Annotated in this window: 23 protein-coding genes; 3 read left to right on the plus strand and 20 right to left on the minus strand. The window is 45.9% G+C overall.

Annotation, left to right across the window (positions count from 1 at the left end; translation table 11 throughout):
- Window positions 1–6: 6 nt before the first annotated feature.
- From BS19_RS01360 to yceD, 13 genes are all read right to left on the minus strand, one after another.
- Window positions 7–774, minus strand: coding sequence for a TatD family hydrolase (locus BS19_RS01360; protein WP_038172874.1), 768 nt, complete (start codon window positions 772–774; stop codon window positions 7–9).
- Entirely contained in the window at window positions 765–1,727 is a 963-nt protein-coding gene (locus BS19_RS01365) for a DNA polymerase III subunit delta' (RefSeq protein ID WP_038172876.1), read from the minus strand. Before BS19_RS01365 ends, BS19_RS01360 begins: the two co-directional genes overlap by 10 nt.
- A gap of 3 nt (window positions 1,728–1,730) precedes the next feature.
- A complete protein-coding gene (tmk, locus tag BS19_RS01370; protein ID WP_038172877.1) occupies window positions 1,731–2,360 on the minus strand; it encodes a dTMP kinase in 630 nt (209 codons plus the stop codon).
- The gene (gene mltG / locus BS19_RS01375; RefSeq protein WP_038172878.1) at window positions 2,357–3,373 is read right to left on the minus strand and encodes an endolytic transglycosylase MltG; all 1,017 of its coding nucleotides are present in this window, start codon (window positions 3,371–3,373) and stop codon (window positions 2,357–2,359) included. The genes tmk and mltG overlap by 4 nt, the downstream gene beginning before the upstream one ends.
- Window positions 3,370–4,170, minus strand: coding sequence for an aminodeoxychorismate lyase (gene pabC / locus BS19_RS01380; RefSeq protein WP_038172880.1), 801 nt, complete (start codon window positions 4,168–4,170; stop codon window positions 3,370–3,372). Before pabC ends, mltG begins: the two co-directional genes overlap by 4 nt.
- A 108-nt stretch (window positions 4,171–4,278) precedes the next feature.
- Window positions 4,279–5,520 (minus strand): beta-ketoacyl-ACP synthase II, encoded by a 1,242-nt coding sequence (fabF, locus tag BS19_RS01385; RefSeq protein ID WP_038172881.1) that lies wholly within the window; start codon window positions 5,518–5,520, stop codon window positions 4,279–4,281.
- 90 nt (window positions 5,521–5,610) lie between these two features.
- The gene (gene acpP, locus BS19_RS01390; RefSeq protein WP_004406112.1) at window positions 5,611–5,844 is read right to left on the minus strand and encodes an acyl carrier protein; all 234 of its coding nucleotides are present in this window, start codon (window positions 5,842–5,844) and stop codon (window positions 5,611–5,613) included.
- Between the two features lie 304 nt (window positions 5,845–6,148).
- Window positions 6,149–6,883: a 3-oxoacyl-ACP reductase FabG gene (gene fabG, locus BS19_RS01395; RefSeq protein ID WP_038173068.1), complete on the minus strand. Its 735-nt coding sequence runs from the start codon at window positions 6,881–6,883 to the stop codon at window positions 6,149–6,151.
- 28 nt (window positions 6,884–6,911) lie between these two features.
- A complete protein-coding gene (gene fabD, locus BS19_RS01400; RefSeq protein ID WP_038172883.1) occupies window positions 6,912–7,835 on the minus strand; it encodes an ACP S-malonyltransferase in 924 nt (307 codons plus the stop codon).
- Between the two features lie 91 nt (window positions 7,836–7,926).
- A complete protein-coding gene (locus BS19_RS01405; protein WP_038172884.1) occupies window positions 7,927–8,877 on the minus strand; it encodes a beta-ketoacyl-ACP synthase III in 951 nt (316 codons plus the stop codon).
- Window positions 8,878–8,882: 5 nt separating this feature from the next.
- Entirely contained in the window at window positions 8,883–9,908 is a 1,026-nt protein-coding gene (gene plsX, locus BS19_RS01410; RefSeq protein WP_038172885.1) for a phosphate acyltransferase PlsX, read from the minus strand.
- Window positions 9,909–9,917: 9 nt separating this feature from the next.
- The gene (rpmF, locus tag BS19_RS01415; RefSeq protein ID WP_004414666.1) at window positions 9,918–10,088 is read right to left on the minus strand and encodes a 50S ribosomal protein L32; all 171 of its coding nucleotides are present in this window, start codon (window positions 10,086–10,088) and stop codon (window positions 9,918–9,920) included.
- Window positions 10,089–10,119: 31 nt separating this feature from the next.
- Window positions 10,120–10,647, minus strand: a complete 528-nt coding sequence (gene yceD, locus BS19_RS01420) for a 23S rRNA accumulation protein YceD (protein ID WP_038172887.1) — start codon at window positions 10,645–10,647, stop codon at window positions 10,120–10,122.
- 148 nt (window positions 10,648–10,795) lie between these two features.
- On the opposite strand from yceD, the gene BS19_RS01425 reads away from it, so the two are divergent.
- Window positions 10,796–11,377: a Maf family protein gene (locus tag BS19_RS01425; RefSeq protein WP_038172888.1), complete on the plus strand. Its 582-nt coding sequence runs from the start codon at window positions 10,796–10,798 to the stop codon at window positions 11,375–11,377.
- A gap of 97 nt (window positions 11,378–11,474) precedes the next feature.
- On the opposite strand, the gene rluC is transcribed toward BS19_RS01425, so the two are convergent.
- Window positions 11,475–12,419 carry a 23S rRNA pseudouridine(955/2504/2580) synthase RluC gene (rluC, locus tag BS19_RS01430; RefSeq protein ID WP_038172890.1) on the minus strand — a complete coding sequence of 315 codons (945 nt, stop codon included), beginning with the start codon at window positions 12,417–12,419 and terminating at the stop codon, window positions 11,475–11,477.
- A gap of 574 nt (window positions 12,420–12,993) precedes the next feature.
- Here rluC and rne point away from each other — a divergent pair.
- Window positions 12,994–16,026 (plus strand): ribonuclease E, encoded by a 3,033-nt coding sequence (rne, locus tag BS19_RS01435; protein ID WP_038172891.1) that lies wholly within the window; start codon window positions 12,994–12,996, stop codon window positions 16,024–16,026.
- A 309-nt stretch (window positions 16,027–16,335) separates the two neighbouring features.
- Window positions 16,336–17,895, plus strand: a complete 1,560-nt coding sequence (locus BS19_RS01440) for a SulP family inorganic anion transporter (RefSeq protein ID WP_038172893.1) — start codon at window positions 16,336–16,338, stop codon at window positions 17,893–17,895.
- A 60-nt stretch (window positions 17,896–17,955) separates the two neighbouring features.
- Here the strand turns inward: BS19_RS01440 and rnd are convergent, their stop codons facing one another.
- From rnd to tsaB, 6 genes are all read right to left on the minus strand, one after another.
- The gene (rnd, locus tag BS19_RS01445; protein WP_038173069.1) at window positions 17,956–19,071 is read right to left on the minus strand and encodes a ribonuclease D; all 1,116 of its coding nucleotides are present in this window, start codon (window positions 19,069–19,071) and stop codon (window positions 17,956–17,958) included.
- Between the two features lie 101 nt (window positions 19,072–19,172).
- Window positions 19,173–20,867, minus strand: a complete 1,695-nt coding sequence (gene fadD / locus BS19_RS01450) for a long-chain-fatty-acid--CoA ligase FadD (RefSeq protein ID WP_038172894.1) — start codon at window positions 20,865–20,867, stop codon at window positions 19,173–19,175.
- 112 nt (window positions 20,868–20,979) lie between these two features.
- Window positions 20,980–21,834 carry an alpha/beta hydrolase gene (locus BS19_RS01455; protein WP_038172896.1) on the minus strand — a complete coding sequence of 285 codons (855 nt, stop codon included), beginning with the start codon at window positions 21,832–21,834 and terminating at the stop codon, window positions 20,980–20,982.
- Window positions 21,834–22,388: a Slp family lipoprotein gene (locus BS19_RS01460; RefSeq protein ID WP_038172897.1), complete on the minus strand. Its 555-nt coding sequence runs from the start codon at window positions 22,386–22,388 to the stop codon at window positions 21,834–21,836. Before BS19_RS01460 ends, BS19_RS01455 begins: the two co-directional genes overlap by 1 nt.
- A 25-nt stretch (window positions 22,389–22,413) precedes the next feature.
- The gene (locus tag BS19_RS01465; protein WP_038172898.1) at window positions 22,414–22,716 is read right to left on the minus strand and encodes a hypothetical protein; all 303 of its coding nucleotides are present in this window, start codon (window positions 22,714–22,716) and stop codon (window positions 22,414–22,416) included.
- A 34-nt stretch (window positions 22,717–22,750) separates the two neighbouring features.
- Complete coding sequence (tsaB, locus tag BS19_RS01470) at window positions 22,751–23,452, minus strand: tRNA (adenosine(37)-N6)-threonylcarbamoyltransferase complex dimerization subunit type 1 TsaB (RefSeq protein WP_038172900.1); 702 nt, start codon at window positions 23,450–23,452, stop codon at window positions 22,751–22,753.
- Between the last annotated feature and the right edge of the window lies 1 nt (window position 23,453).

Consider the following 23,453-nt stretch of genomic DNA (forward strand, 5'->3'; position numbering starts at 1 on the left):
CATTTTCTATCTCAAAAAAAGATTTCTGAAGTTTTCGCTAGTTTTCTGTCCAACTTCGTGTAACGAACAGCCTTTTAGCTGTGCGATGTACGCGGCGACTTCAACAACATAAGCTGGTTGGTTCTGTTTCCCTCGGTGAGGAACAGGGGCAAGATAGGGCGAATCGGTTTCAATCAATAGGCACTCTAACGGCAAAGCTTGAACAACTTGCTTCAGTTCAGTCGCTTGCTTGAACGTTACAATACCTGAAATTGAGATATAAAAACCGAGTTCTATTGCCGCCTTGGCAAAAGCAAGATCTTCGGTAAAGCAGTGGATCACTCCGCCGCATTTATCCGCATTGCCTTTGCGCAAAATGTCGAGCGTATCTTCTCTGGCATTGCGGGTATGGATGATGAGCGGCTTGTCTAACTTAACGGCCAACTCTACTTGCTGTTCAAATCGCAGTTTTTGCAATTGCGCCGTTTCGGGTTGATAGTGATAATCTAACCCCGTTTCACCAATAGCGACAACACGTGGGTGTGACGCATATTCGTGCAACGTATCTAAAGCAAAGTCACTTTCAACATCAAGTGGATGTACGCCACAAGAAGCATAGACGTTTTCATAAGGTTCGATCATCGCGAGCATATTTGGAAACGAATCAAGCGTAACCCCAACGGACAATAGTTCTCGGACATTTGCGGCGTTGGCTTTATCTATTACATCTTCAATGCCTTGGTGAAGATCTTGATAATCGAGTTTGTCTAAATGACAGTGAGAGTCTACGAACATGTTTCCTCGTTAAATTTAAATAACCAATCCAAGATTAGCAGTTCAGCATTAAGCCCTGAATGCTGGCGGAGTTGTTCCATCAAAGCCAGTAAAGCTTGTGATTGTGAGTATAGCTGCTGATAAGCAACCACGTTGGCAAGTGCTTGAGACCCCGGCGTAAAAAATGCCATGTTTAAACCATAATGCACTTTTTGAGCATCAGACAAGAGATACCACATCCAATTGAGTTGCTCGTGTGGCTCTGTGGCAAGTTCTTTGGCCAACTTAACCACATCACCGGAGCGCTGGCACCAAGCAGTCAATTGAGCTTCTAAAGCCAAGTAACGACTCATTTTATCTTGTTCAATAAACGCGAGCGTCGTAATGGGCGCATTGCCATTGATATGCGCCGCATATTCAGGAACCGTACCGCTAAACTGTTGACTCAACCATTGGGCAACCAACTGTGATTCAGGCGCCGTTAAGTGCCATTGTTGACAACGGCTAGTAATGGTCGGTAATAAGGCACTTGAACGGTGACTGACCAATAAAAACAGACAGGTTTTAGAGGGCTCTTCCAACGTTTTCAATAATGCATTGGCCGCGGATTCATTCATCGCCTCAGCAGGTTCAATGACAAACAAACGCAAACCAGACAACTGCGAAGATTCGTGCGCTAAGCGGTTACATTGACGAATTTGGTCGACCGTAATCGCTTTACCCTCTTTTTCAGGCTTGATGATGTGAAAGTCGGGATGACTTTGAGAATTCATCAACTGACAGCTATGACAAAACCCACACGCCTCTGCTGGGTAGTTTTGGCACATTACTGCACGGCTAAACTGATCAACTAACTGTTCAGCCCCCATCCCTTGCTCGGCAAGCAACAGTGCTGCATTTGAAAAGCGATCCGTTTGCAAGTTTGTCTGCCACTCACTCCACAGGTGAGTTAACCAAGGATAAAGCTCATTCATAGACTATGTATTTAACCAGTTAGTGATAACGAGGCGAATATCCTTCGCCACTTGTTCAATCGACTGTTCGGCGTTAACCACGACAACCGTATCATCATTTTCCGCTAGCTCTAGATAACGCGCACGGGTACGGTCAAAAAAGCTCATATCCATCTTCTCGATGCGATCTAACTCACCACGTCCACGGGCACGTTCAAGGCCAATTCGCGGGTCAAGATCCAAATAGAGGGTTAAGTCAGGCTTAAAGTTACCTAACGTAGTTTGCTTAAGTGCAGCCATCGTCTCACTTGGGATCTGACGACCGCCCCCTTGATAAGCTTGAGAAGACATGTCGTGGCGGTCACCCACCACCCACACACCATCAGCTAGAGCAGGCTTGATAACATTTTCGACCAACTGAACGCGAGCGGCGTACATCAGCAGCAGCTCTGTCATATCTTGCAACTCTTCGCCTTCATGCTCTTGTTTGACCAAAGTGCGTAACTTTTCGGCCAAAGCAGTTCCACCAGGTTCACGGGTATTGCGGATGCGATCAACCCCCGCTTGTTTCAGCGTGTCTAGAACAGCATTAATTGCGGTACTTTTCCCCGCCCCTTCTAGGCCTTCGATGACGATGAATTGTGCGTTTTTCATTGGTTACTTCTTAATTGTTTTAAATAAGCGCGAACCGCGCGGTTATGCTCGACAAGTGTTTTAGAAAAAACGTGCCCACCGTTGCCACTGGCGACAAAATAGAGGTAGTCACTTTGCTCTGGGTTGAGAGCAGCAGCGATAGAGGCTTCTCCCGGCATCGCAATCGGCGTCGGTGGCAACCCCGCGATCGTATAGGTGTTATATGGCGTCGGCGTGCGCAAATCTTTTTTACGAATGTTGCCATCGTATTTATCACCCATACCATAAATAACCGTAGGATCTGTCTGCAATCGCATCCGTTTATTAAGTCGATTGATAAACACTGACGCCACCCGTTCTCGCTCTGAGTCGATGGCGGTCTCTTTTTCAATAATAGAAGCCAGTATTAAGGCCTCGTAGGCCGATTTTAGTGGTAACTTTTCTTGACGCTGTGCCCAGTGCTGGTCTAACACGATTTGTAACTTATCCGCAGCGCGTTTAAGAATATCAAAATCAGACGCACCAAACGTGTAATGATAAGTCTCCGCTAAGAACAACCCCTCGAGTTTGCTATGTTCTAATCCAAGCTTCTGCCCAATTTGCGCTTCACTAAGCCCTTGCAGTTCGTGCTCTAAATACGGCGCGCTACGCAAAATTTCAAGCCACTGTTTAAAAGTCGATCCTTCAATAAAAGTAATCGCAAACTGGTGCTCTTTACCCTGCTTAAATTCCGCTAAGGCTTCAGCTAACGTTAAGTTAGGTTCAAGTAAGTAAGTCCCCGCTCTCAATTGAGTTAGTTGCGGGTAAAAACGACGAACTAACTTCACCCAATCACTTGGATTGATTAGATCAGCTTGGGTAAGATTGATGAGAACGCGGTTAAAGCTGGTTCCTGGTTCAATGGTAAAAATTTGTGCTTCTTTAAGTTGAAGCGGCTGGGTAATGTACTGCTCGACTTGTTTGGTCACGTATGAGTAACCCGCCGTTAGAAAAACAGCGACAAAGAGCAACAAGAGAGCGATTTTTTTAATCACGACTCGACCATCTCCTGAATTCGTGTAGTTATGATTCCAATATCAAAGCGTTGTGACCCTATTTGACGAACCGGTGCAACGCCGAGCAAAGAGTTGCAGATAAACACCTCTTGTGCCTGGATTAAGTCCGAGAGAGGAAACTGGCCTACCTCAACCTTAATCGCCTGCTTTTGTGCCCAATCCAGAACGACACGACGCATCACACCGGAAACACCACAAAGGGATAAATCAGGGCTAAACAGGGTGTTATTTTGCAACCAAAAAAGATTCGCCATGGTCGTTTCGACCACGTTGCCTTTTATATCCAACGCAACGCCATCGGCAAACCCGCGGCGGTCCATCTCACCTTTAAGCAAGACTTGCTCGAGGCGGTTGTTATGTTTATGACCAGCTAGCACAGGGTTGTGACCCAATCGTGTTTCACATACACCTAGCGTCACCCCCTCTTGGCACCATTGTTCATAGTGAGAGGGATAAATAAAGTCGTTAATAGTAACATTTGGTGAGGTGACTTGAGTAGGGCTATATCCACGTCCGCCTTCGCCGCGGCTGATATGTAACTTTAATCCGGCCTTGTGATCATCGCGCATCACACTACTCAGCCATTTTTCGACCAACAGCCAATCAGGATGGGGAATGTACAGTGCATCCAAACAATCGTTCATGCGCTGAACATGAAGGGACCAGTGCTGAATAGCACCATCACGGGTGAGCATGGTGGTAAAACAGCCGTCACCGTATTGGAATGAGCGATCGGTCAATGCAATTGACTCAGCGCGAATACCATTAAGCAACATATCATTTCCTTATGAACACACAACAAACTGACTATTAGAGGCTATTAAATAACAAAACGGCTTAATGCCAAAGCAGTAAGCCGTTTTTATTGAGTTTGCGAAGTCTAATTAAATCTTCTTGAACACAAGCGAGCCGTTCGTACCACCAAAGCCAAATGAGTTACAGATGGCGTAATCCATCGACACTTTTTGCGCTGTATGTGGAACGAGATCGATATCGAGATCGTCTTCAGGATTATCTAGGTTGATGGTTGGTGGGACAATTTGGTCCACCAAAGACATCACGGTAATAATCGCTTCAACGGAGCCGGCAGCACCCAATAAATGGCCTGTCATAGACTTGGTCGAAGAAACTTTAACTTGTTTCGCCCCTTCTTGGCCTAGAGCACGTTTAACGCCTTTAATTTCGGCAACGTCGCCTGCTGGCGTAGACGTACCGTGAGCATTAACATAACCGACTTGAGTACCAGTGATACCTGCATCACGCATTGCCGCTTCCATTGCCAATGCACCACCTGAACCATCTTCACTTGGTGAAGTCATGTGGTAAGCATCGCCAGACATACCGAAGCCAACAAGCTCTGCATAAATCTTTGCACCGCGCGCTTTAGCATGTTCGTACTCTTCAAGCACAATCACACCTGCACCGTCACCTAAAACGAAACCATCACGATCTTTATCCCATGGACGAGACGCTTTTTGTGGTTCGTCATTACGAGTCGACAGTGCTTTAGCGGCACCAAAACCAGCCATACCAAGCGGTGTAGATGCTTTTTCCGATCCGCCTGCAACCATCGCGTCTGCATCGCCGTATGCAATCATACGAGCCGCATGACCAATGTTATGAAGACCGGTTGTACACGCCGTCGAGATCGCGAGATTCGGACCACGTAGACCACGCATAATAGATAAGTTACCTGCAACCATGTTAACGATGGTTGATGGAACGAAGAACGGGCTAACTTTACGTGGGCCTTTTTCAACTAGCGCGGTGTGACCTGTTTCAATCAACTCTAGGCCACCAATGCCTGAACCGATCGCTACGCCAACACGTGCCGCGTTTTCTTCGTTAATTTGTAAACCAGAGTCATCTAAAGCTTGTATACCCGCTGCAATACCGTACTGGATGAAAAGATCCATTTTACGAGCATCTTTCTTCGACATGTATTCTGTGCAGTCGAAATCTTTCACTAAGCCCGCAAAGCGAGTTGAGTAATTTTCGGTATCAAAATGGTCGATATTACCAATACCACTTTGACCAGCTAGCAGGGCTTTCCAAGATGATTCTACGCTGTTGCCTACCGGTGACAACATACCCATGCCAGTGACAACAACACGACGCTTGGACACGATTTTATTCTCCGGAATTGAAATGATTCTATGGAAGGATAGAAGTGTTTAAAAGAACACAGGCGGCCAGAAGGCCGCCTGGGAGAGATATTACTGAGCGCTGTTTACGTAGTCGATTGCAGCTTGAACAGTAGTGATTTTCTCAGCTTCTTCGTCTGGAATCTCAGTGTCGAATTCTTCTTCTAGAGCCATTACTAGTTCAACAGTGTCTAGAGAATCAGCACCTAGATCGTCAACGAATGAAGCTTCGTTTTTAACTTCAGCTTCGTCTACACCTAGCTGTTCAACAATGATTTTCTTTACGCGTTCTTCGATGTTGCTCATTTTTCTTTTCCTTTACAGATTTCGCTCAATGCGATGATTCCGTAGTTTATTAGAACTACTGAAAGTTGCAAGAGGGACCTTGCTGGTCAAACCACAATTTTAGCGATTTTAACCGAAATTCAATACATTTTTGACTTAAATCATGCACAAATGTTGCGCACATCTATGTCAATTATCACAAACTATAGGCTATTTTAATGACAATAAGTAGCCTAGTTGGCGACATTATGGACAAATTCACTGTCGTTGCAGAAATTTGAGTGAAAATTAATGAAAAAATTCCTCAATTCTACAGGAAAGCGATTTACACCATGTACATACCGCCATTTACATGCAAAGTTTCGCCTGTAATATACGCCGCTTCCGGTGAAGCAAGGAAGACAACGGCTGAAGCGATTTCACGCGGATCACCTAAACGACCTGCTGGTACATTGGTAAGCGTCGTTGCACGCTGCTCATCGTTTAGTGCTTTCGTCATATCGGTTTCAATAAAACCAGGCGCAACCGTGTTGACAGTGATTCCACGAGACGCCACTTCACGTGCCGTCGATTTAGTGAAACCTATCACGCCTGCTTTAGCAGCAGCGTAGTTAGTTTGACCTGCGTTACCCATAGTACCCACAACAGAACCGACGTTGATAATACGACCTGCACGTTTTTTCATCATGCCACGCAATACTGCTTTTGACATACGGAAGATAGGCGTTAGGTTTGTATCGATGATGTCGTTCCACTCATCGTCTTTCATTCGCATCAGTAGATTATCACGAGTGATGCCCGCGTTGTTCACTAGGATATCAATCACGCCAAACTCTTCATTGATCGCTTTCAGTGTTGCTTCGATGGATGTCACATCCGTCACGTTAAGCGCCATACCTTTGCCATTATCACCAAGGTATTCACTGATCGCAGCTGCGCCGCCTGCAGAAGTCGCAGTACCGATTACCGTCGCACCGCGCTCAACCAACAGTTCAGCGATAGCACGGCCAATTCCGCGACTAGCACCCGTCACTAGAGCAATTTTGCCTTCTAGATTCATCATGTTCTTCTTTCCTATGATCTGTAAGTTACTTTGCAGCGTCTAACGAAGCGATATCGTTCACAGCAGCGCCACTCAGTGTCTTCACGATACGTTTAGTCAGGCCTGTCAGAACTTTACCTGGGCCCAACTCTAATAGTTTTTCTACGCCTTGATCACTCATTAGCTGTACGCTTTCAGTCCAACGTACTGGGTTGTATAGCTGACGAACAAGCGCATCTTTAATTTTCGCAGGTTCCGTCTCTGCAATCACATCAACGTTATTGATGACAGGCAACTGAGGGGCATTAAATTCAATCTCTTCAAGCGCCACGGCAAGCTTATCTGCCGCAGGTTTCATTAATGCGCAGTGGGAAGGAACAGAAACTGGCAACGGTAAAGCACGTTTTGCACCCGCTTCTTTACACAATGCACCCGCGCGTTCGACGGCGGCTTTACTACCCGCAATCACCACCTGACCTGGTGAGTTAAAGTTGACTGGCGAAACAACATCGCCTTGAGCTGCGTCTTCACACGCTTTAGCAATCGCACTGTCGTCAAGACCGATGATGGCATACATGGCACCAGTACCTGCAGGTACCGCTTCTTGCATTAACTGACCGCGCAGTTCAACCAGTTTGATCGCTTGTTTAAAGTCAATCACACCAGCACACACTAGTGCTGAGTACTCGCCTAAACTGTGGCCCGCTAGGTTAGCCGGTTGTTCTAGACCAAGATCTTGCCAAACGCGCCAGATAGCAACAGATGATGCTAGTAATGCTGGCTGAGTACGATGCGTTTGATTAAGATCCTCAGCAGGACCATTTTGAACCAAAGCCCAAAGGTCATAGCCAAGAGCGTCAGACGCTTCAGCAAATGTTTGTTTAACTACGTCATACTGTTCGCCAAGCTCCGCTAGCATGCCAACTGCTTGAGAACCTTGACCTGGAAATACGATAGCAAACTTGCTCATTATCTATTCCTTAAACCATTTTCTTTCATAAAAGAGAACAAAGAAAAGATGCCAATACTGGCACCTTCAATTGTAATTATTCTGCTGAAGGTTAGAACTTAACCAATGCTGAACCCCAAGTAAATCCGCCACCGAATGCTTCAAGCAACAAAGTTTGCCCGCGCTGAATTCGACCATCACGCACGGCTTCATCGAGTGCCGTTGGCACTGTCGCCGCTGAAGTGTTGCCGTGCTTATGTAGCGTGATAACCACTTGGTCAAGCGACATTGAAAGCTTTTTGGCTGTCGCTGAGATAATGCGATAGTTTGCTTGGTGTGGAACCAGCCAATCTAATTCAGACTTATGCATACCATTGGCAGCCAGCGTATCTTTTACCAGTCGCGACAATTGAGTAACCGCCACTTTAAAGACTTCATTACCCGCCATATGTAACCATTTATTCGCATCTTGACCGCGAATAGGCACAGGTAGGCTAAGCAATTCGCCAAATCGACCATCTGAATAAATGTGAGTTGAGATGATACCTGGCTCTTCACTTTGACCAACCACCACCGCACCCGCACCATCTCCAAACAGAATAATGGTTGAGCGATCGGTAGGATCACAAGTTTTAGACAAAGCATCAGCGCCGATAACTAGCACATTTTTGCACATACCCGATTTGATATGTTGATCGGCAACAGACAAGGCATAAACAAACCCTGAACACGCGGCTGCCAGATCAAATGCAGGACACCCTTGAATATCAAGTTTGGCTTGAACTTGACATGCAGAAGAGGGAAACGTGTGGCTGCTGCTGGTTGTTGCGACAATAATCAAATCAATCGCATTCTTATCAATACCTGCCATTTCGATAGCATTTTTTGCAGCGATATAACCCATGTCGGCAACTGTCTCGTTTTCAGCAGCAATACGACGCTCTTTAATACCCGTGCGAGCGACAATCCACTCATCACTGGTATCTACCATTTTCTCTAGATCTGCGTTAGTACGCACCTGAGATGGCAGGTAGCTGCCAGTACCTAAAATTTTGCTATACATGAAGACTAATAATGCCTCTCGAGTAAAACCGCTTCCAAACGATCACTAATACGGGTGGGTACTTGTCGTTTGACCTCATGCAGTGCTTCACCAATCGCGTTGATGACTGCGTCTACATCAGCACTTCCGTGGCTTTTTATGACAATGCCGCGCAATCCTAGCAAACTTGCGCCATTATACTGGTCGGGGTTCAATGTTTTTAGCTCGTTAAATAGCTCAGAAAATAATTTTCTTGCAATCCAACCCTTTATCGATGAAGCCATCATGCTTGATTTTAGCTTGTCAATAAAGAGCTGAGCAGTACCTTCACATGTTTTAAGGCACACATTGCCCACAAAACCATCACAAACAACAACGTCTGCGGCATCGTGGAGTAACTGATTACCTTCAATATAGCCAACAAAATTGACCGATTGAGTTTGAGATAACATTTCTGCGCAGCGCTTGACAAGATCATTGCCTTTTATTTCTTCTGCGCCAATATTCAAAATTGCCACTCTCGGCGGTCTTTGCAGGTATTGCTCAGCTAATGCACTGCCCATGACGGCAAATTGAAACAGCGAATCGGCGTCACTAGAAACGTTAGCACCTAAGTCTAACATCCAAGTTCGGTTGCCCGATGCCGTCGGCAAAGCAGTGGTAAGCGCGGGGCGTTCAATACCAGGGAGCAGTTTCAATTTAAAACGGGATAACGCCATCAATGCGCCAGTGTTGCCACAACTTACGCAAGCATCAGCTTGATTGGCAGCGACCAAGTCAATTGCGGTGCCCATAGAGCTACCATGACTATTTCTAAGCGCGAGGGAAGGTTTTTCTGAGTTGGAAATCACTCGGTCAGTATGCTCAATACTCAAACGAGTATCAGACTGATAACCAAGAGAAGATAATTGAGATGTGATCGAAGCTTGATCACCAATTAGGGTCACTTTTAGCTCTGGGAAATGCGACAGTGCCTGCACGGCGGCAGGCACTGTGACGCGAGGACCGAAATCCCCGCCCATTGCATCAAGTGCAACGGTTATATTGTGCAAAGGTCAACCTTACTTGTTGATAACCTTTTTGCCACGGTAGTAACCTTCTGCAGTTACGTTGTGACGTAGGTGAGTTTCACCTGAAGTTGCGTCTACAGAAAGTGCTGCTGTAGTTAGGGCATCGTGTGAACGACGCATACCACGCATTGAACGTGATTTCTTGCTCTTTTGTACGGCCATTGACCCTACTCCTATGTAAGTTCTTAAAGAATTACTTCTTTAAGCTTTTTAAAACGTCAAATGGATTCGGTTTCTGCTCTTCCACAATCTCTTCTGGAATATCACCAAACACCATATTATCTGGATTAACGCTACAGTCCGCTTCATCGTGCATTGCTATTTGAGGCAAATTTAAAATGAACTCGTCTTCAACTAACTCAATTAGGTCTAACTCACCGTACTCGTTCAGATCTACCAAATCGTACTCTTCCGGTGCTTCCTCATCAGTCTTTTCACCGTGATACGGTGTATAAGTGAATTGGACATCGCACTGATGTGCGAAAACCTCATTACAGCGTTGACACTCTAAGTCGACTACGATGTTAGCTTTACCAGAGATAACAACGAGTCGCTGCTCATCTAAGTCAAATGACAGTGACACTTGGGCGTCGCGTTTAACGCCTTCGACTGATTCCTCTAAACGCTTAAAGAGACTGACTTGAATAATACCTTCAACATCAAGTCGCTTTTGAGCAGCGCGTGTAGGATCTATCGTACGCGGTATTTTTACCTTTTGCATAGGGCGCGAATTCTATCTTCCAAATCGTTTAGAGTCAAAGAAAAAGGGGAAAAAGTTAGACTTTTTTTCCTTATCAGTTTCGGAGTTAGTATCAAAGCGATAATATCGATCAATCTCGTTCTAACTCATGATTCGATTGTAAATTAAAATGCAAAATTACCAACTAGTTTTAGCTTCTACGTCACCATATCGTCAGCAATTGCTCAATAAACTAGCAATTCCCTTTGTTACTGCGTCACCAGATTGCGATGAAACACCACTTAGTGGTGAATCTCCTATCGAACTGGTCCAGCGTTTAGCTCAGGAAAAAGCCCAATCTTGCCTAACCGAGGGCGCGAGCCTTGTCATTGGCAGTGACCAAGTGTGCGTTATTAACGGTAATATCATCGGTAAGCCACTTACTCGCGATAAAGCAATTGATCAACTGACTCAGCAAAGCGGACAGTCGATTCAGTTCTACACGGGGTTAGCACTACACAACAGCGTCACCGGACAAACTCAGGTAAAAATGGATACCTTTACGGTTCACTTCCGATCACTGAGTCCACAACAGATCGAGCACTACGTTGATAAAGAACAACCTTTCTACTGCGCTGGCAGTTTTAAGAGTGAAGGGTTAGGTATTGCCCTATTTGAGCGTTTGGAAGGCAAAGATCCGAACACATTAGTTGGTCTGCCTCTGATCGACTTGATAGATATGCTGCAATCGCAAGGGTTTGAAGTGCTTTAGCGAGGCAGTGAGTAACGGTTGACGTTTTTGCGTCAACCGTTACTCACTGTTTAGTGACGATGGTCATTGCCACCGCTACAGGCAACGATTTGCGTTGTTAAAGTTTACGTAATCCGGCTAATGCTTGCTCTAGCTTTGGCTCCATTGGGGCATTGATCTCCATCCACTCATCATTCGATGGGTGTTGAAACTTAATATTAGCCGCATGAAGGAACAAACGGTCTAAACCAACTTTACTGGTGTACGCATCGAAACGTCGGTCCCCGTAACGATCATCCCACGCAATCGGATGACCTGCATATTGGCTATGGACACGAATCTGGTGCGTTCTGCCTGTAATTGGACTCGCTTGAACGAGCGTCGCTTGAGCAAATTTTTCAAGGATCTTGAAGCGTGTTTCCGACGCTTTACCATTAGGGTGGACTCGCACAATACTGTTCACTTCATGTTTTAGTAATGGCGCATTGACGACTTTACAACTGCTTTTCCATTCGCCCATAACCAGTGCAAAGTAGAATTTCTTGACTGTTTTCTCGCGAAATTGAGCTTGCAGATGACGAAGCGCCGAACGTTTTTTTGCAACCAGCAAAATGCCAGAAGTATCGCGATCAATACGATGCACAAGTTCTAAAAACCGAGCTTCAGGACGCAATGCTCGCAGTGCCTCTATCGCGCCAAACTTCAGTCCACTTCCTCCGTGCACCGCGGTACCAGACGGCTTGTTAAGAATGAGCATGTGATCATCTTCATGAATGATCATATGCTCAAGCTCTGCCACCTTATTAAGCTTAGTGCTCGGAGCAACCTCATCGGCTTGTTCCTCAATCGTCACCGGTGGAATTCTGACCAAATCGCCCGCTTTGAGTTTGTACTCAGCTTTAACGCGTTTTTTGTTGACGCGAACCTCACCTTTGCGCACGATTCGGTAAACCATGCTTTTGGGGATACTTTTCAATTGGTTGCGTAGGAAGTTATCAATACGCTGACCCGCCATATCATCGTCAATATCGACGAACTGGACTTTCGTTCTAATTTCACTCATGGGTTTATTCTAACACTCAAAGTTGCGCAAAATCACATTTTCTACGCAACATATTGGAAAATTGGCGGACTAAGAATGGCTTGCAAATCCGCTACGAACAGAAATTCATCAATTTTCTTACAAATATCAAGATGAAGCCCGATTAACTCGAAAAAACAGTTGCTTATAAATGATAAAAACGAATTTTTTAGCGTTTTATTATAAAGCAGATTGCTGAGTTTAGTGGGTACTGCTATAGTTCACACCTGCAAACTATGATTTGGTTGCATTTTAAACAAACCAACTCATATTTGAGCAAAAAATCGAGTAGCCCGTTAATCTACCAAAATGCAGCACACGGCGTAAGACATTTTTGGAATTAACACCTTATCGTCCTACTCATCACTCATCATGTTGAGTGTTTTAACGCCACAAATGTGGCTCACAAGCTGTACGAGAAATGCTTGTGAGACTGACGTGCCCGAGAGCATCCCTCCAGCCGGGAGGCTGCACTGATTAAGCCATGGGATCAGGCACCGTGATAGTGATAGCAACGATAAGAACACAAAACGAAGAATGACAACGAGATCTATCAATGAAAAGAATGTTAATTAACGCAACTCAAAAAGAAGAGTTGCGTGTTGCTTTGGTTGATGGTCAGCGCTTGTACGATTTGGATATCGAAAGCCCTGGACATGAATCAAAAAAAGCAAATATCTACAAAGGACGTATCACACGCATCGAACCAAGCCTTGAAGCGGCTTTCGTTGACTACGGTGCAGAAAGACACGGTTTCCTCCCTCTAAAAGAAATTGCCCGCGAATATTTCCCTGAAGGTTACACTTATCAAGGTCGTCCAAGCATTAAAGAAGTGCTTAAAGAAGGCCAAGAAGTAATCGTACAAGTCGAAAAAGAAGAACGTGGCAGCAAGGGCGCAGCTCTTACTACTTTCGTTTCTCTTGCAGGTAGCTATCTTGTTCTGATGCCAAATAACCCTCGAGCTGGCGGTATTTCTCGCCGTATCGAAGGCGATGAACGTACTCAACTCAAAGCAGCATTGAGCACTCTGGAACTGCCGCAAGGCATGGGCCTGATTGTACGTACTGCTGGTGTGGGTAAAAGCGCTGAAGAACTTGAATGGGATCTTAACGTGTTGCTTAACCATTGGGGCGCGATTAAACAAGCCTCCGATACCAATGCAGCACCTTTCTTAATCCACCAAGAAAGTAACGTTATTGTTCGCGCTATTCGTGATTATTTACGTCGCGATATTGGCGAAATCCTGATCGATAGCAACACGATTTATGAACGTGCGCTTGAGCATATTCGTCTAATTCGCCCTGACTTCGTGAGTCGAGTGAAGAAATACGATGGCGAAGTACCACTATTTAGCCACTACCAAATCGAAAGCCAAATCGAGTCGGCTTTCCAACGCGAAGTGCGCTTGCCTTCTGGCGGTTCAATAGTTATTGACCCAACGGAAGCCTTAACCTCTATTGATATCAACTCTGCTCGTGCAACAAAAGGCGGTGATATCGAAGAGACAGCATTAAACACAAACCTTGAAGCCGCAGAAGAAATTGCTCGTCAGCTTCGCCTTCGTGACTTAGGTGGTCTTGTTGTTATCGATTTCATCGATATGACACCCGTCCGTCACCAACGTGAAGTTGAAAACCGTCTTCGCGACTCAGTAAGAATGGACCGCGCTCGTGTTCAAATTGGCCGAATTTCTCGTTTTGGTCTACTTGAAATGTCACGTCAACGCCTTAGTCCATCACTGGCAGAAGCGAGTCATCATATCTGTCCGCGCTGTACCGGTACCGGTGTAGTTCGCGACAATGAATCACTGGCTCTGTCTGTACTTCGTCTTATCGAAGAAGAAGCACTCAAAGACAACACAACCCAAGTATTGGCGGTTGTTCCTGTCCCTATCGCTTCTTACTTACTTAACGAAAAACGCCGTTCAGTTAACCATATTGAACGCATTCAAGAAGTTAAGATTACCGTTGTTCCAAACTCTGACATGGAAACACCGCATTTTGATGTGGTCCGTGTTCGTGATGGCGAAGAGTTCGATCTTCTCTCTTATCTTCTACCGCAAAAGATTGATGCGATGAAGGAAGCGGAAGGTAAAGAGCCAGTTGAAAGCGAAGCGAGACCAAAGCGTCTGGAAGAACCAGCGTTAAAAGGTTTTGCCTCGCCAAGTCAATCTGCTCCTGCGCCAACAGCGATAGCGCCAAAAGCACCAGAAAAAGCGCCAGAGAAAAAAGCGGCGACTGTTGCAGAGCAAGAATCACAGCCAGGCCTAGTAACACGCTTTTTGAAAGCGTTAGGCGGCTTCTTGTCTGGCTCTGCCAAAGAAGAAGAGAAACAGCCGGAAGAACAGCAACCTAAAGAAAAAGAAGAACGTCGCGAAGGTAACCGCAACAATCGCAATCGCCGTCCTCGTAACGATAATCGTCGTCGTAACAACCGCGATACTCGCAACGAAAAACCGGATGAGAAACGCGACAACAAGCGTAAAACGTCGCCTCGCGACGACACACAAGATGAAGTGAAAGGTAACGACCGCAAACAGCAAAACCGTAAGCCGAAGCAAGAACCACGCAATAAGCGTGATGATGCCAAAGCAAGCAAAGTCGCTGAAGAAGGTCTGAAACTTGCCACCGACGCTCAACAAAGTGACCAACCTGAAGTACGCAAAGAGCGTGTTGAAGAGAAAACGGTCAAAATTAAAGAGCGTCGCCAACGTCGTAAGATGACGAAGCAAGTTCGAGTTAAAGATCAGGTAGCGCAAGCTGAATCAGAGCAAAAAGCGAAACAAATCGCAGTTGAAGCAAAAGCGGATACTGTTGAAGAGAAAACGCTAGCAGCACAAGATGCTGAATCAGAAGAGCAACCTAAACAACGTCGTAACCGTCGCTCACCACGTCATCTGCGTGCAAGTGGCCAGCGACGCCGTCGCGGACGCGATCGCCGCCCTAACCCATTCCGCCTTCGCAAAGGTGGTGTTGCTTCTCCTGAGATGGCAATGGGTAAAGTGATGCCAAGTTACGGTATTACCAAACCAGCGCCAAAGCAGAAGCCAAAAACTGAGCCTGTAGTTGCAGCCGATAACGCTGAAATGACGAGCCCAACGTTAGGTGGATTCGCGTGCCCTGAAATGGCAATGGGTAAAGTTATTGTTCGCCGTGAAGACACGATTGTTGAGCCAGTAGTTGATACTGCGCCAATCACTCCAATCGTTGAAGCTCCGGTTGAAGCCGTTGAAACAACTGAACCTGTGGTCGAAACCGTACAAGCTGCGATTGAAACCGTACAGCCAGTAGTAGAAGCAGTGACAGTAGAAACAACGGTAGAAACAGAGCAAGCTTCTGTTGAAATTGAGCCAGTGCAAGCCGAAACGAAAGTTGAAGTTAGCAAGCCTGAGAAAACAGAAATTGTACTACCACCGAACCTTAAAGGTCACGCTTCAGCACCGATGGCGAAAGCCTCAGGTAACACTGAAGTCAAAGAGGTCACTGTTGTGGCAGCACCGCTTAAAGGTGAGCGTTACGACGCTCGTGGTGCAGGTAGTCAAGTTGCGCGTAGTCAAGCGGGCGCAGCAATGACCAAACCTCAGTACTAAATCTCTGAGTAAACCCGATTAAACAGCCTCTTAAACAAGAGGCTGTTTTTTTATTTGTCACACCACTATTACCCATTCCAATCACAGCGTCTATTGCCGACAAAGCTTATATAAAGTGCGACATCTATTTGTCACAAATATTGCTCAAACTTTGTATCAATCTTGAACTTAATCACACTTTTCTGTAGCATGCGCCCACTCGATCTGAATTGTTTTATTGCTCACCTGCTCTTTTACATTGCACTTTTACCCAGTGGCAACAAGTTGCAATTCAGAATACTTCTAAACACTTAGCCAAACTGAGTAAATATGTTCGAATTTCCTCAATTTTCTAAACACTCTGTAAAGAATGATGCTTTATCAGGCCTAACCGTTGCCCTCGCTTTGGTTCCTGAAGCTGTTGCTTTTGCCTTCGTTGCTGGTGTTGACCCTATGGTCGGCCTCTACGCCGCTTTTATCGTCGGCCTTATCACCTCTATTTTTGGTGGCCGTCCAGGCATGATCTCTGGTGCGACTGGCGCGATGGCTGTCGTCATGGTGTCACTGGTTGCCACGCATGGTGTGCAATACCTGTTCGCCGCCGTTATGTTTGCAGGTATCCTTCAGGTTGCTGCAGGCTTATTCAAACTTGGTAAATTCATCCGTATCGTTCCTCACCCAGTGATGATCGGTTTTGTTAATGGTTTGGCCATCGTTATCTTTTTGGCTCAGCTTGGCCAATTCAAAGCGCCAGACATCAACGGCCTGTTAACTTGGTTACCACAAGATCAAATGATTCTGATGCTCGGCTTAGTCGCTTTGACCATGGCAATCATTCATTTCTTACCTAAGTTCACCACGGCAATACCGTCATCATTGGCTGCGATTGTCACTGTGACGGCACTGGTTGTTGGCTTAGATCTGGAAACTCGCACTGTGGTTGACTTCTTGCGTGCCATGTCAGGAGATGAAGCGGCAACGCTTGCAGGTTCACTACCAACGTTCTCAATTCCAATGGTGCCATTTACGTTAGAAACGCTACAAATTATTCTGCCATATGCGATCATTCTTGCCGCTATCGGCCTGATTGAATCACTACTGACGTTGACTGTACTTGATGAAATGACCAATAGTCGTGGCCAATCTAACCGTGAGTGTATCGGTCAGGGTATGGCAAACATGACCTGTTCAGTGTTCGGTGCCATGGGTGGTTGTGCGATGATTGGCCAATCGATGATCAATGTAAACTCTGGTGGCCGTGGTCGTCTATCTGGTATCGTTGCTGCATTAGCGCTACTGTTCTTCATCTTGTTTGCATCATCTCTTATTGAAATGATCCCACTTGCAGCGCTAGTAGGTGTGATGTTTATGGTGGTGATCGGTACCTTTGAGTGGGCAACCTTTAAACTGGCACGTCGCGTACCAAAACAAGATTTTTTCGTTATCATTCTTGTTACTGTGGTTACGGTCCTGACCGATCTTGCCATCGCCGTCTTTGTCGGTGTGATAGTGTCAGCACTGATGTTTGCTTGGCAACATGCTAAGCATATCTACGCCGATACGCACATTAACCAAGAAGGCTCGAAAGAGTATAAAATCCACGGCCCTGTTTTCTTCGGTTCAGTGGCAAACTTCCTCGAAATCTTTGATGCGCACGGCGACCCCGCAGACGTTATTGTTGACTTCGCTGACTCGCGCGTGACCGATCACTCGGCTATAGAAGCGATTGAGACATTGGCTGAACGTTACACAGCGCAAGGTAAAACGTTGCATTTACGTCACTTGAGCCAAGACTGTCGTAAGCTACTCGATAAAGCTGGCAGCTTAGTCGAGATCAACGTGAAAGAAGATCCAAGTTACAAGGTTGCCACTGACGTACTAGCAGGCTAACCACTAGACCTAAAAAAGGGCTTCCAGTTGGAAGCCCTTTTTGTATCAAGTTACCGTCGCTTAAAGCAATTTATTAAGCTTGTTACCAAAGAGTTCAAGACGCCAACCTTGCATCACATCAGGCAGTTTCGCTGGATTACGTTCTTGTTTCCATACCCAGCTGATGAACTGATTAAGCTGTTTCTTTGACGCTAAAAACTCGGTCGCCAATCCACTGGTTTGAGAAGCTTTCTTCACTTCATCTTTAAGGATTTTGAACGTCTGTTTATAACCTTGAGCATCCATCAGGCGCTCTATTGGCTCTGGGTAGTCATCGGCCGTTGTCATCTTAGCTGATTTAACTAATGAGATTAGACGTGCACTATGACGCTGCACAGCGCGCATATCCATCCCCTCTTGCTCCATCAATTGGCGACTTTGAACGCCTTTTCGAGCAATGGTCAGCAAATCGTTTTCTTTAAAGACAAAGTTGAGCGCTAAATCGCGGCGAATCGCTTCGGTTAGCCGCCAAGTTGCTAATGGCTTCAACACCGCTAACTCACTCGGCTTTAACTGCCACGCCCCTTTGATATCGAGATAAGCCATCTCTGGATTCGGGTTCTTAATACGCTTACTGGCGAGTAAGTCGCTTTCTTGCTGGACCGCTTGCCACCAGCCTGCTTGGGTAATTTTCTCAAACAGTTGTTGATATAGTGGCTCAAGGTAGTAGACGTCAGCGGCTGCATACTCTAATTGCTTCTGGGTTAGAGGTCTGGCAAGCCAATCCGTTCGAGACTCGCTTTTATCAAGGTCAACGTTTAAGTACTCGGCGACTAGTGCGGCAAAGCCTGTCGATAAGCCATGGCCTAAGAAAGCAGCCATCAATTGAGTGTCTACCATTGGGTATGGCAAACAGCCAAAGCTATTGTGAAACACTTCCAAATCTTCCCCACACGCATGGAGAACTTTCAACACAGAGGTATCTTGCAACAGTTGAATAAAAGCGCTCATATCATCGATAACAGTCGGATCTATCAAGGATAGCTCTTGACCATCAAACAGCTGTATTAAGCCTAATTGCGGATAATAAGTGCGGGTACGGACAAACTCGGTATCTAGCATCACGACATCAGCTTCGCGTGCACGATTAATCACGATGTCGAGGTGTTCGGATTTGGTAATAATCTGATATTTCACTAACTTCTCACTATTAGCGGTCTTTGGCGGCGAACAAAAAATGCCGACTACATGAGTCGGCATTCTACCATCAAACAGATTATCTTGCTCAGGTAACTGAGTTACTCTTGGGAAGATTGAGCAAGCTTAGCATCGTTTTCTTCACGCAGTACGCGGCGTAGAATCTTACCCACATTGGTTTTTGGTAAGTCTTCTCTGAACTCAACTAATTTCGGTATTTTATAACCGGTTAAATGCTGACGACAGTGCGCAATGATCTCTTCTTTGGTTAAACTCGGATCGCGCTTGACCACATAAACTTTAACCAATTCGCCTGAGACCTCATGAGGCTGACCAATCGCCGCAACTTCAAGCACTTTGCCATGTAGAGCGATCACATCTTCTATCTCATTTGGATAAACATTGAAGCCAGAGACAAGAATCATGTCCTTTTTGCGGTCGACGATGTACAGCAACCCTTCGTCATCGAATTTAACGATATCGCCAGTAGACAACCAACCTTCAGTATTGATCACTTCCTTAGTCGCTTCAGGGCGCTGCCAGTAACCTTGCATCACTTGAGGACCACGGACTTGCAACTCACCCACTTCTGTCATCGCCAGCGGATTACCTTCATCATCGACAATACGCACTTCTGTTGATGGCACTGGCAAACCAATCGCGCCAGTGTAGTCGACAAGATCGTAAGGGTTGCCAGCAACTAATGGCGAACACTCTGTCAGACCATAGCCTTCTAGTAAGTGAATACCTGTGGTTTTCTTCCACTGCTCTGCAACTGCTCGCTGAACCGCCATACCGCCACCTACCGCTAGCTTGAGTTTGCTAAAGTTAAGTTCATGGAAGTCTTCGTTGTTGACCAAGGCATTAAATAGCGTGTTGACACCAGTAATCGCGGTAAACGGATATTTCTGTAGCTCTTTAACAAAACCTGGGATATCACGTGGGTTGGTGATCAGTAGGTTTTGTCCACCCATTTCAATAAACAGTAAGCAGTTCACCGTTAGTGCAAACACGTGATAAAGCGGCAGTGCCGTCACAACCAGTTCACGTCCTTCAGACAACACCGGACCATAAGCGCCTTTAGCCTGTAAAACGTTCGCAATCATATTACGGTGAGTAAGAATCGCTCCCTTGGCAACGCCGGTCGTTCCGCCAGTATATTGTAGGAAAGCGATATCTTCGCCCGACATAAACGGCTTAACGTACTGGAGACGACGACCTTTATGCAGCGCCTGACGCATTGAGATTGCACCCGGCAAGTCATATTTTGGCACCATGCCTTTGACGTACTTAACCACGAAATCGACTAACGTACCTTTCGCTCGGGGTAACATTTGACCAAGACTGGTCAGGACAACATGTTTAACGGGTGTTTTATCAACGATTTGCTCTAACGTATTGGCAAAGTTTGATACGATCACTATAGTCGTTGCCCCCGCATCATTAAGCTGATGTTCTAGCTCTCGAGGCGTATAAAGTGGGTTGACATTGACCGCGATCAGGCCAGCGCGCAGCACACCAAACAGCGCCACTGGGTACTGGAGCAGGTTGGGCATCATCAAGGCAACACGGTCACCTTTCTTTAATTTAAGATCATTTTGCAAGTAGGCTGCAAAGGCACGGCTGCGCTCTTCTAACTTACGGAAAGTCATTACCGAGCCCATATTCATAAATGCAGGCTGGTCAGCGAACTTTTGTACTGACTGTTCAAACATCTCGACTAAAGATGGGTATTGATCTGGGTTGATGTGCTCTGGCACATCACTTGGATAACGCGATAACCAAGGTTTATCCACGGTAAAACTCCTCGAAATTAACTGGCTGTCATCAATGTGAAAAGCTCTATTTTCAAACTCGACTATTACAGCACAGGGCGGCGGTTTGGGCACGAAACACTCAAACACTTGTTTAAATTTTGTTAACTAAGCCAAAAATTAGACTAGATACTCTAGAAGGAGATTGCAGATGACAATGATGGCCGCCGTGAATCCACTCTATTTGCGTGGAGGCGCGAGCATCGATTGATATTGATTGCAAAGATTCAAAACCCTGCTCACCGAGAATAATCAATTGTGAGCACAAGACATGTTGACGAAAGGTGTCAGCGTGTTGGAATGACATTCGATACAGTGACTGACTTTGCAGCTTACTATCGTGCCGCCACTGCCAACCAGAATCACATTGACGTATACCGCGATACACAACAGGGGCAATTAAATCGCTGTCGATGTCATTCACTCTCGCTCGTCTTTGTATCGCTTGTTGCGGCGATGTTAAAGTGCGAACGGGTTTACGACGAATTCGTTGTCGGCTCAGTACCCCATCGCGTAGACGTGACACGCTTAAATGAGGTTCTTCGGCTAAAGGCCCATTTCCTTCTATCTGAACTAATCCGCTAATTTGCTCAGGAAAGGCGGCACTATAGCAACTTGCAATCAAAGCACCAAGAGAATGACCTACTAACACCAGTCTGTTTGGTGATAACTTAGCCAATAGTCGGTAAACATCATCTATATAGTCATGAAATGGGTAGAAATTGTGGCTATCTTTGTGGCTCGAAAGGCCGTGCCCAGGTAAATCGATTGCGCAAAGATGCAATGAGGGTTGAAGTGCATGTAACTCAGACATCACTGTCTCAAAACTGGCGGCGTTATCTAACCAACCATGGATGAATAGCAACGAAACATCCGCGTTAGAGCTCTCGCCATATTCTATCGTTGCTATCTGCACGGCATCGATGCTGTGACATCTTTCTACCCGCATTACTTCACTTCTTTGATCACTTTGCCATATCCGCTGCTAAAATTTGAGTCTCGACAGTAGAGACCAAAACAGGGATCTAAATAGCTGTTTATCTCATGAACTATAACCCGTTCTTCCACTCTCCAAAGATGGAGACCATTGACTTTCATCACTGGAAAGTCATATTGATACTCTCCAACCAAGCCTTTTTCGCGCCCTTTGCTCTCACCAATCAGCGAGATGAGACGACCTTCTGACAAGGTAACAGGATCAGCAAAACCTTCAACATAGGCCACAAAACGCCCTTGCGGCTCTTGATTAATATCCGGCTTGCCCGCAGAACTTATTGGTAGGTTGACGACTTCAATTCGAGTTTTCTGCTCAAGGTTAGTCACTTTGGCAATGACACCACCCAAGCGCACTTGACTTGATGAGTCAGGGTTCGCTTGCCAAGTTTGGTAGTCAGAGATGATATTAGGGTTATCTGATTTAAGGCTATCTGGAAGCGTACTGCAGGCACTGAGGGTAAACAGGCCCAAAAAGGCGATCAGTAGCTGGGATGTGTATTTATTCATCGAAAACTTAAACTTACGTAGCGGTTTAGATATAAATATCGACACCAAGCATCTGAGAAAGTTCCTCGCGCTTGTTCTGATTCAACACGTTGAGGTACTCTTGCATGGCTTTGCGACCTCGCCCTTCAGGCAGATCATACTGTACTTGCGCTTTATGAATATCAGACTCGTTAACGTGACGGATAGAATGGGCCACCGCGTTTGCCACCTTACTAGGTTGACTAACTGGTGACTGGTTTTGCGACTTATTTGCCTCATTCTTTTTGTTGGCCTTATTCGCTCGGTTGGGGCCAGGAATCGAAGGAGGTAATCCGTTAATTGATACCATACTATCCGCTTATCTTAAGAGTCGTATGACTCAGTTACTCTCTGCCAGGCAACTTCTTCCATGCAACAGTATCACGAAGATAAACTGGGCTCGCCTGCTCTGCATCGATGGTATTGCCTTTCGCTAGCTCAAACTTTGCCAGTTGAACAATATCTTCCGCATCAGGAAACAGCACCTCGCTCTGTTGAGTGGCAAACTTGACTTGGCCAAGTACCTCTGAGTATGCCTGCCAACCTGTTCCTGCGCTATACCATTGATGCTCATCAGAGTGACTATTTTGTGCCACTAACTGAGGCGGGAGCACAGCCTCTTCATCCACTGCCAACCAAGTGCCATCTTCTTGACGAAGATAGCGTGCCCAATACACTTCACTCATGCGCGCATCAATCGCTGTTGCAACCTGCTCTGCGCCATGTTTACGGTAAGCGCCTTGTGCCATAGCTGCTAACGTTGAAATACCTATCATGGGTAAATCAGCGCCAAATGATAAACCTTGTGCAATACCAATGCCAATCCGTACTCCAGTAAAGCTGCCAGGCCCACGTCCAAATGCCAATGCATCGAGATCAGTCAAGGTCAAACCGGCTTCTTTCAGCACCTCATCGACCATAGGTAGGATTTTCTTTGTATGATCGCGCGGTGCAATTTCACTGCGCACATATACTTTGTCGTCGACTAAAAGAGCAACCGAACAGTTTTCAGTTGCTGTATCTAGAGCAAGGATCTTTACACTCATT

The sequence above is a fragment of the Vibrio pacinii DSM 19139 genome (genome assembly GCF_000711795.1).
Taxonomy (GTDB): Bacteria; Pseudomonadota; Gammaproteobacteria; order Enterobacterales; family Vibrionaceae; genus Vibrio; species Vibrio pacinii.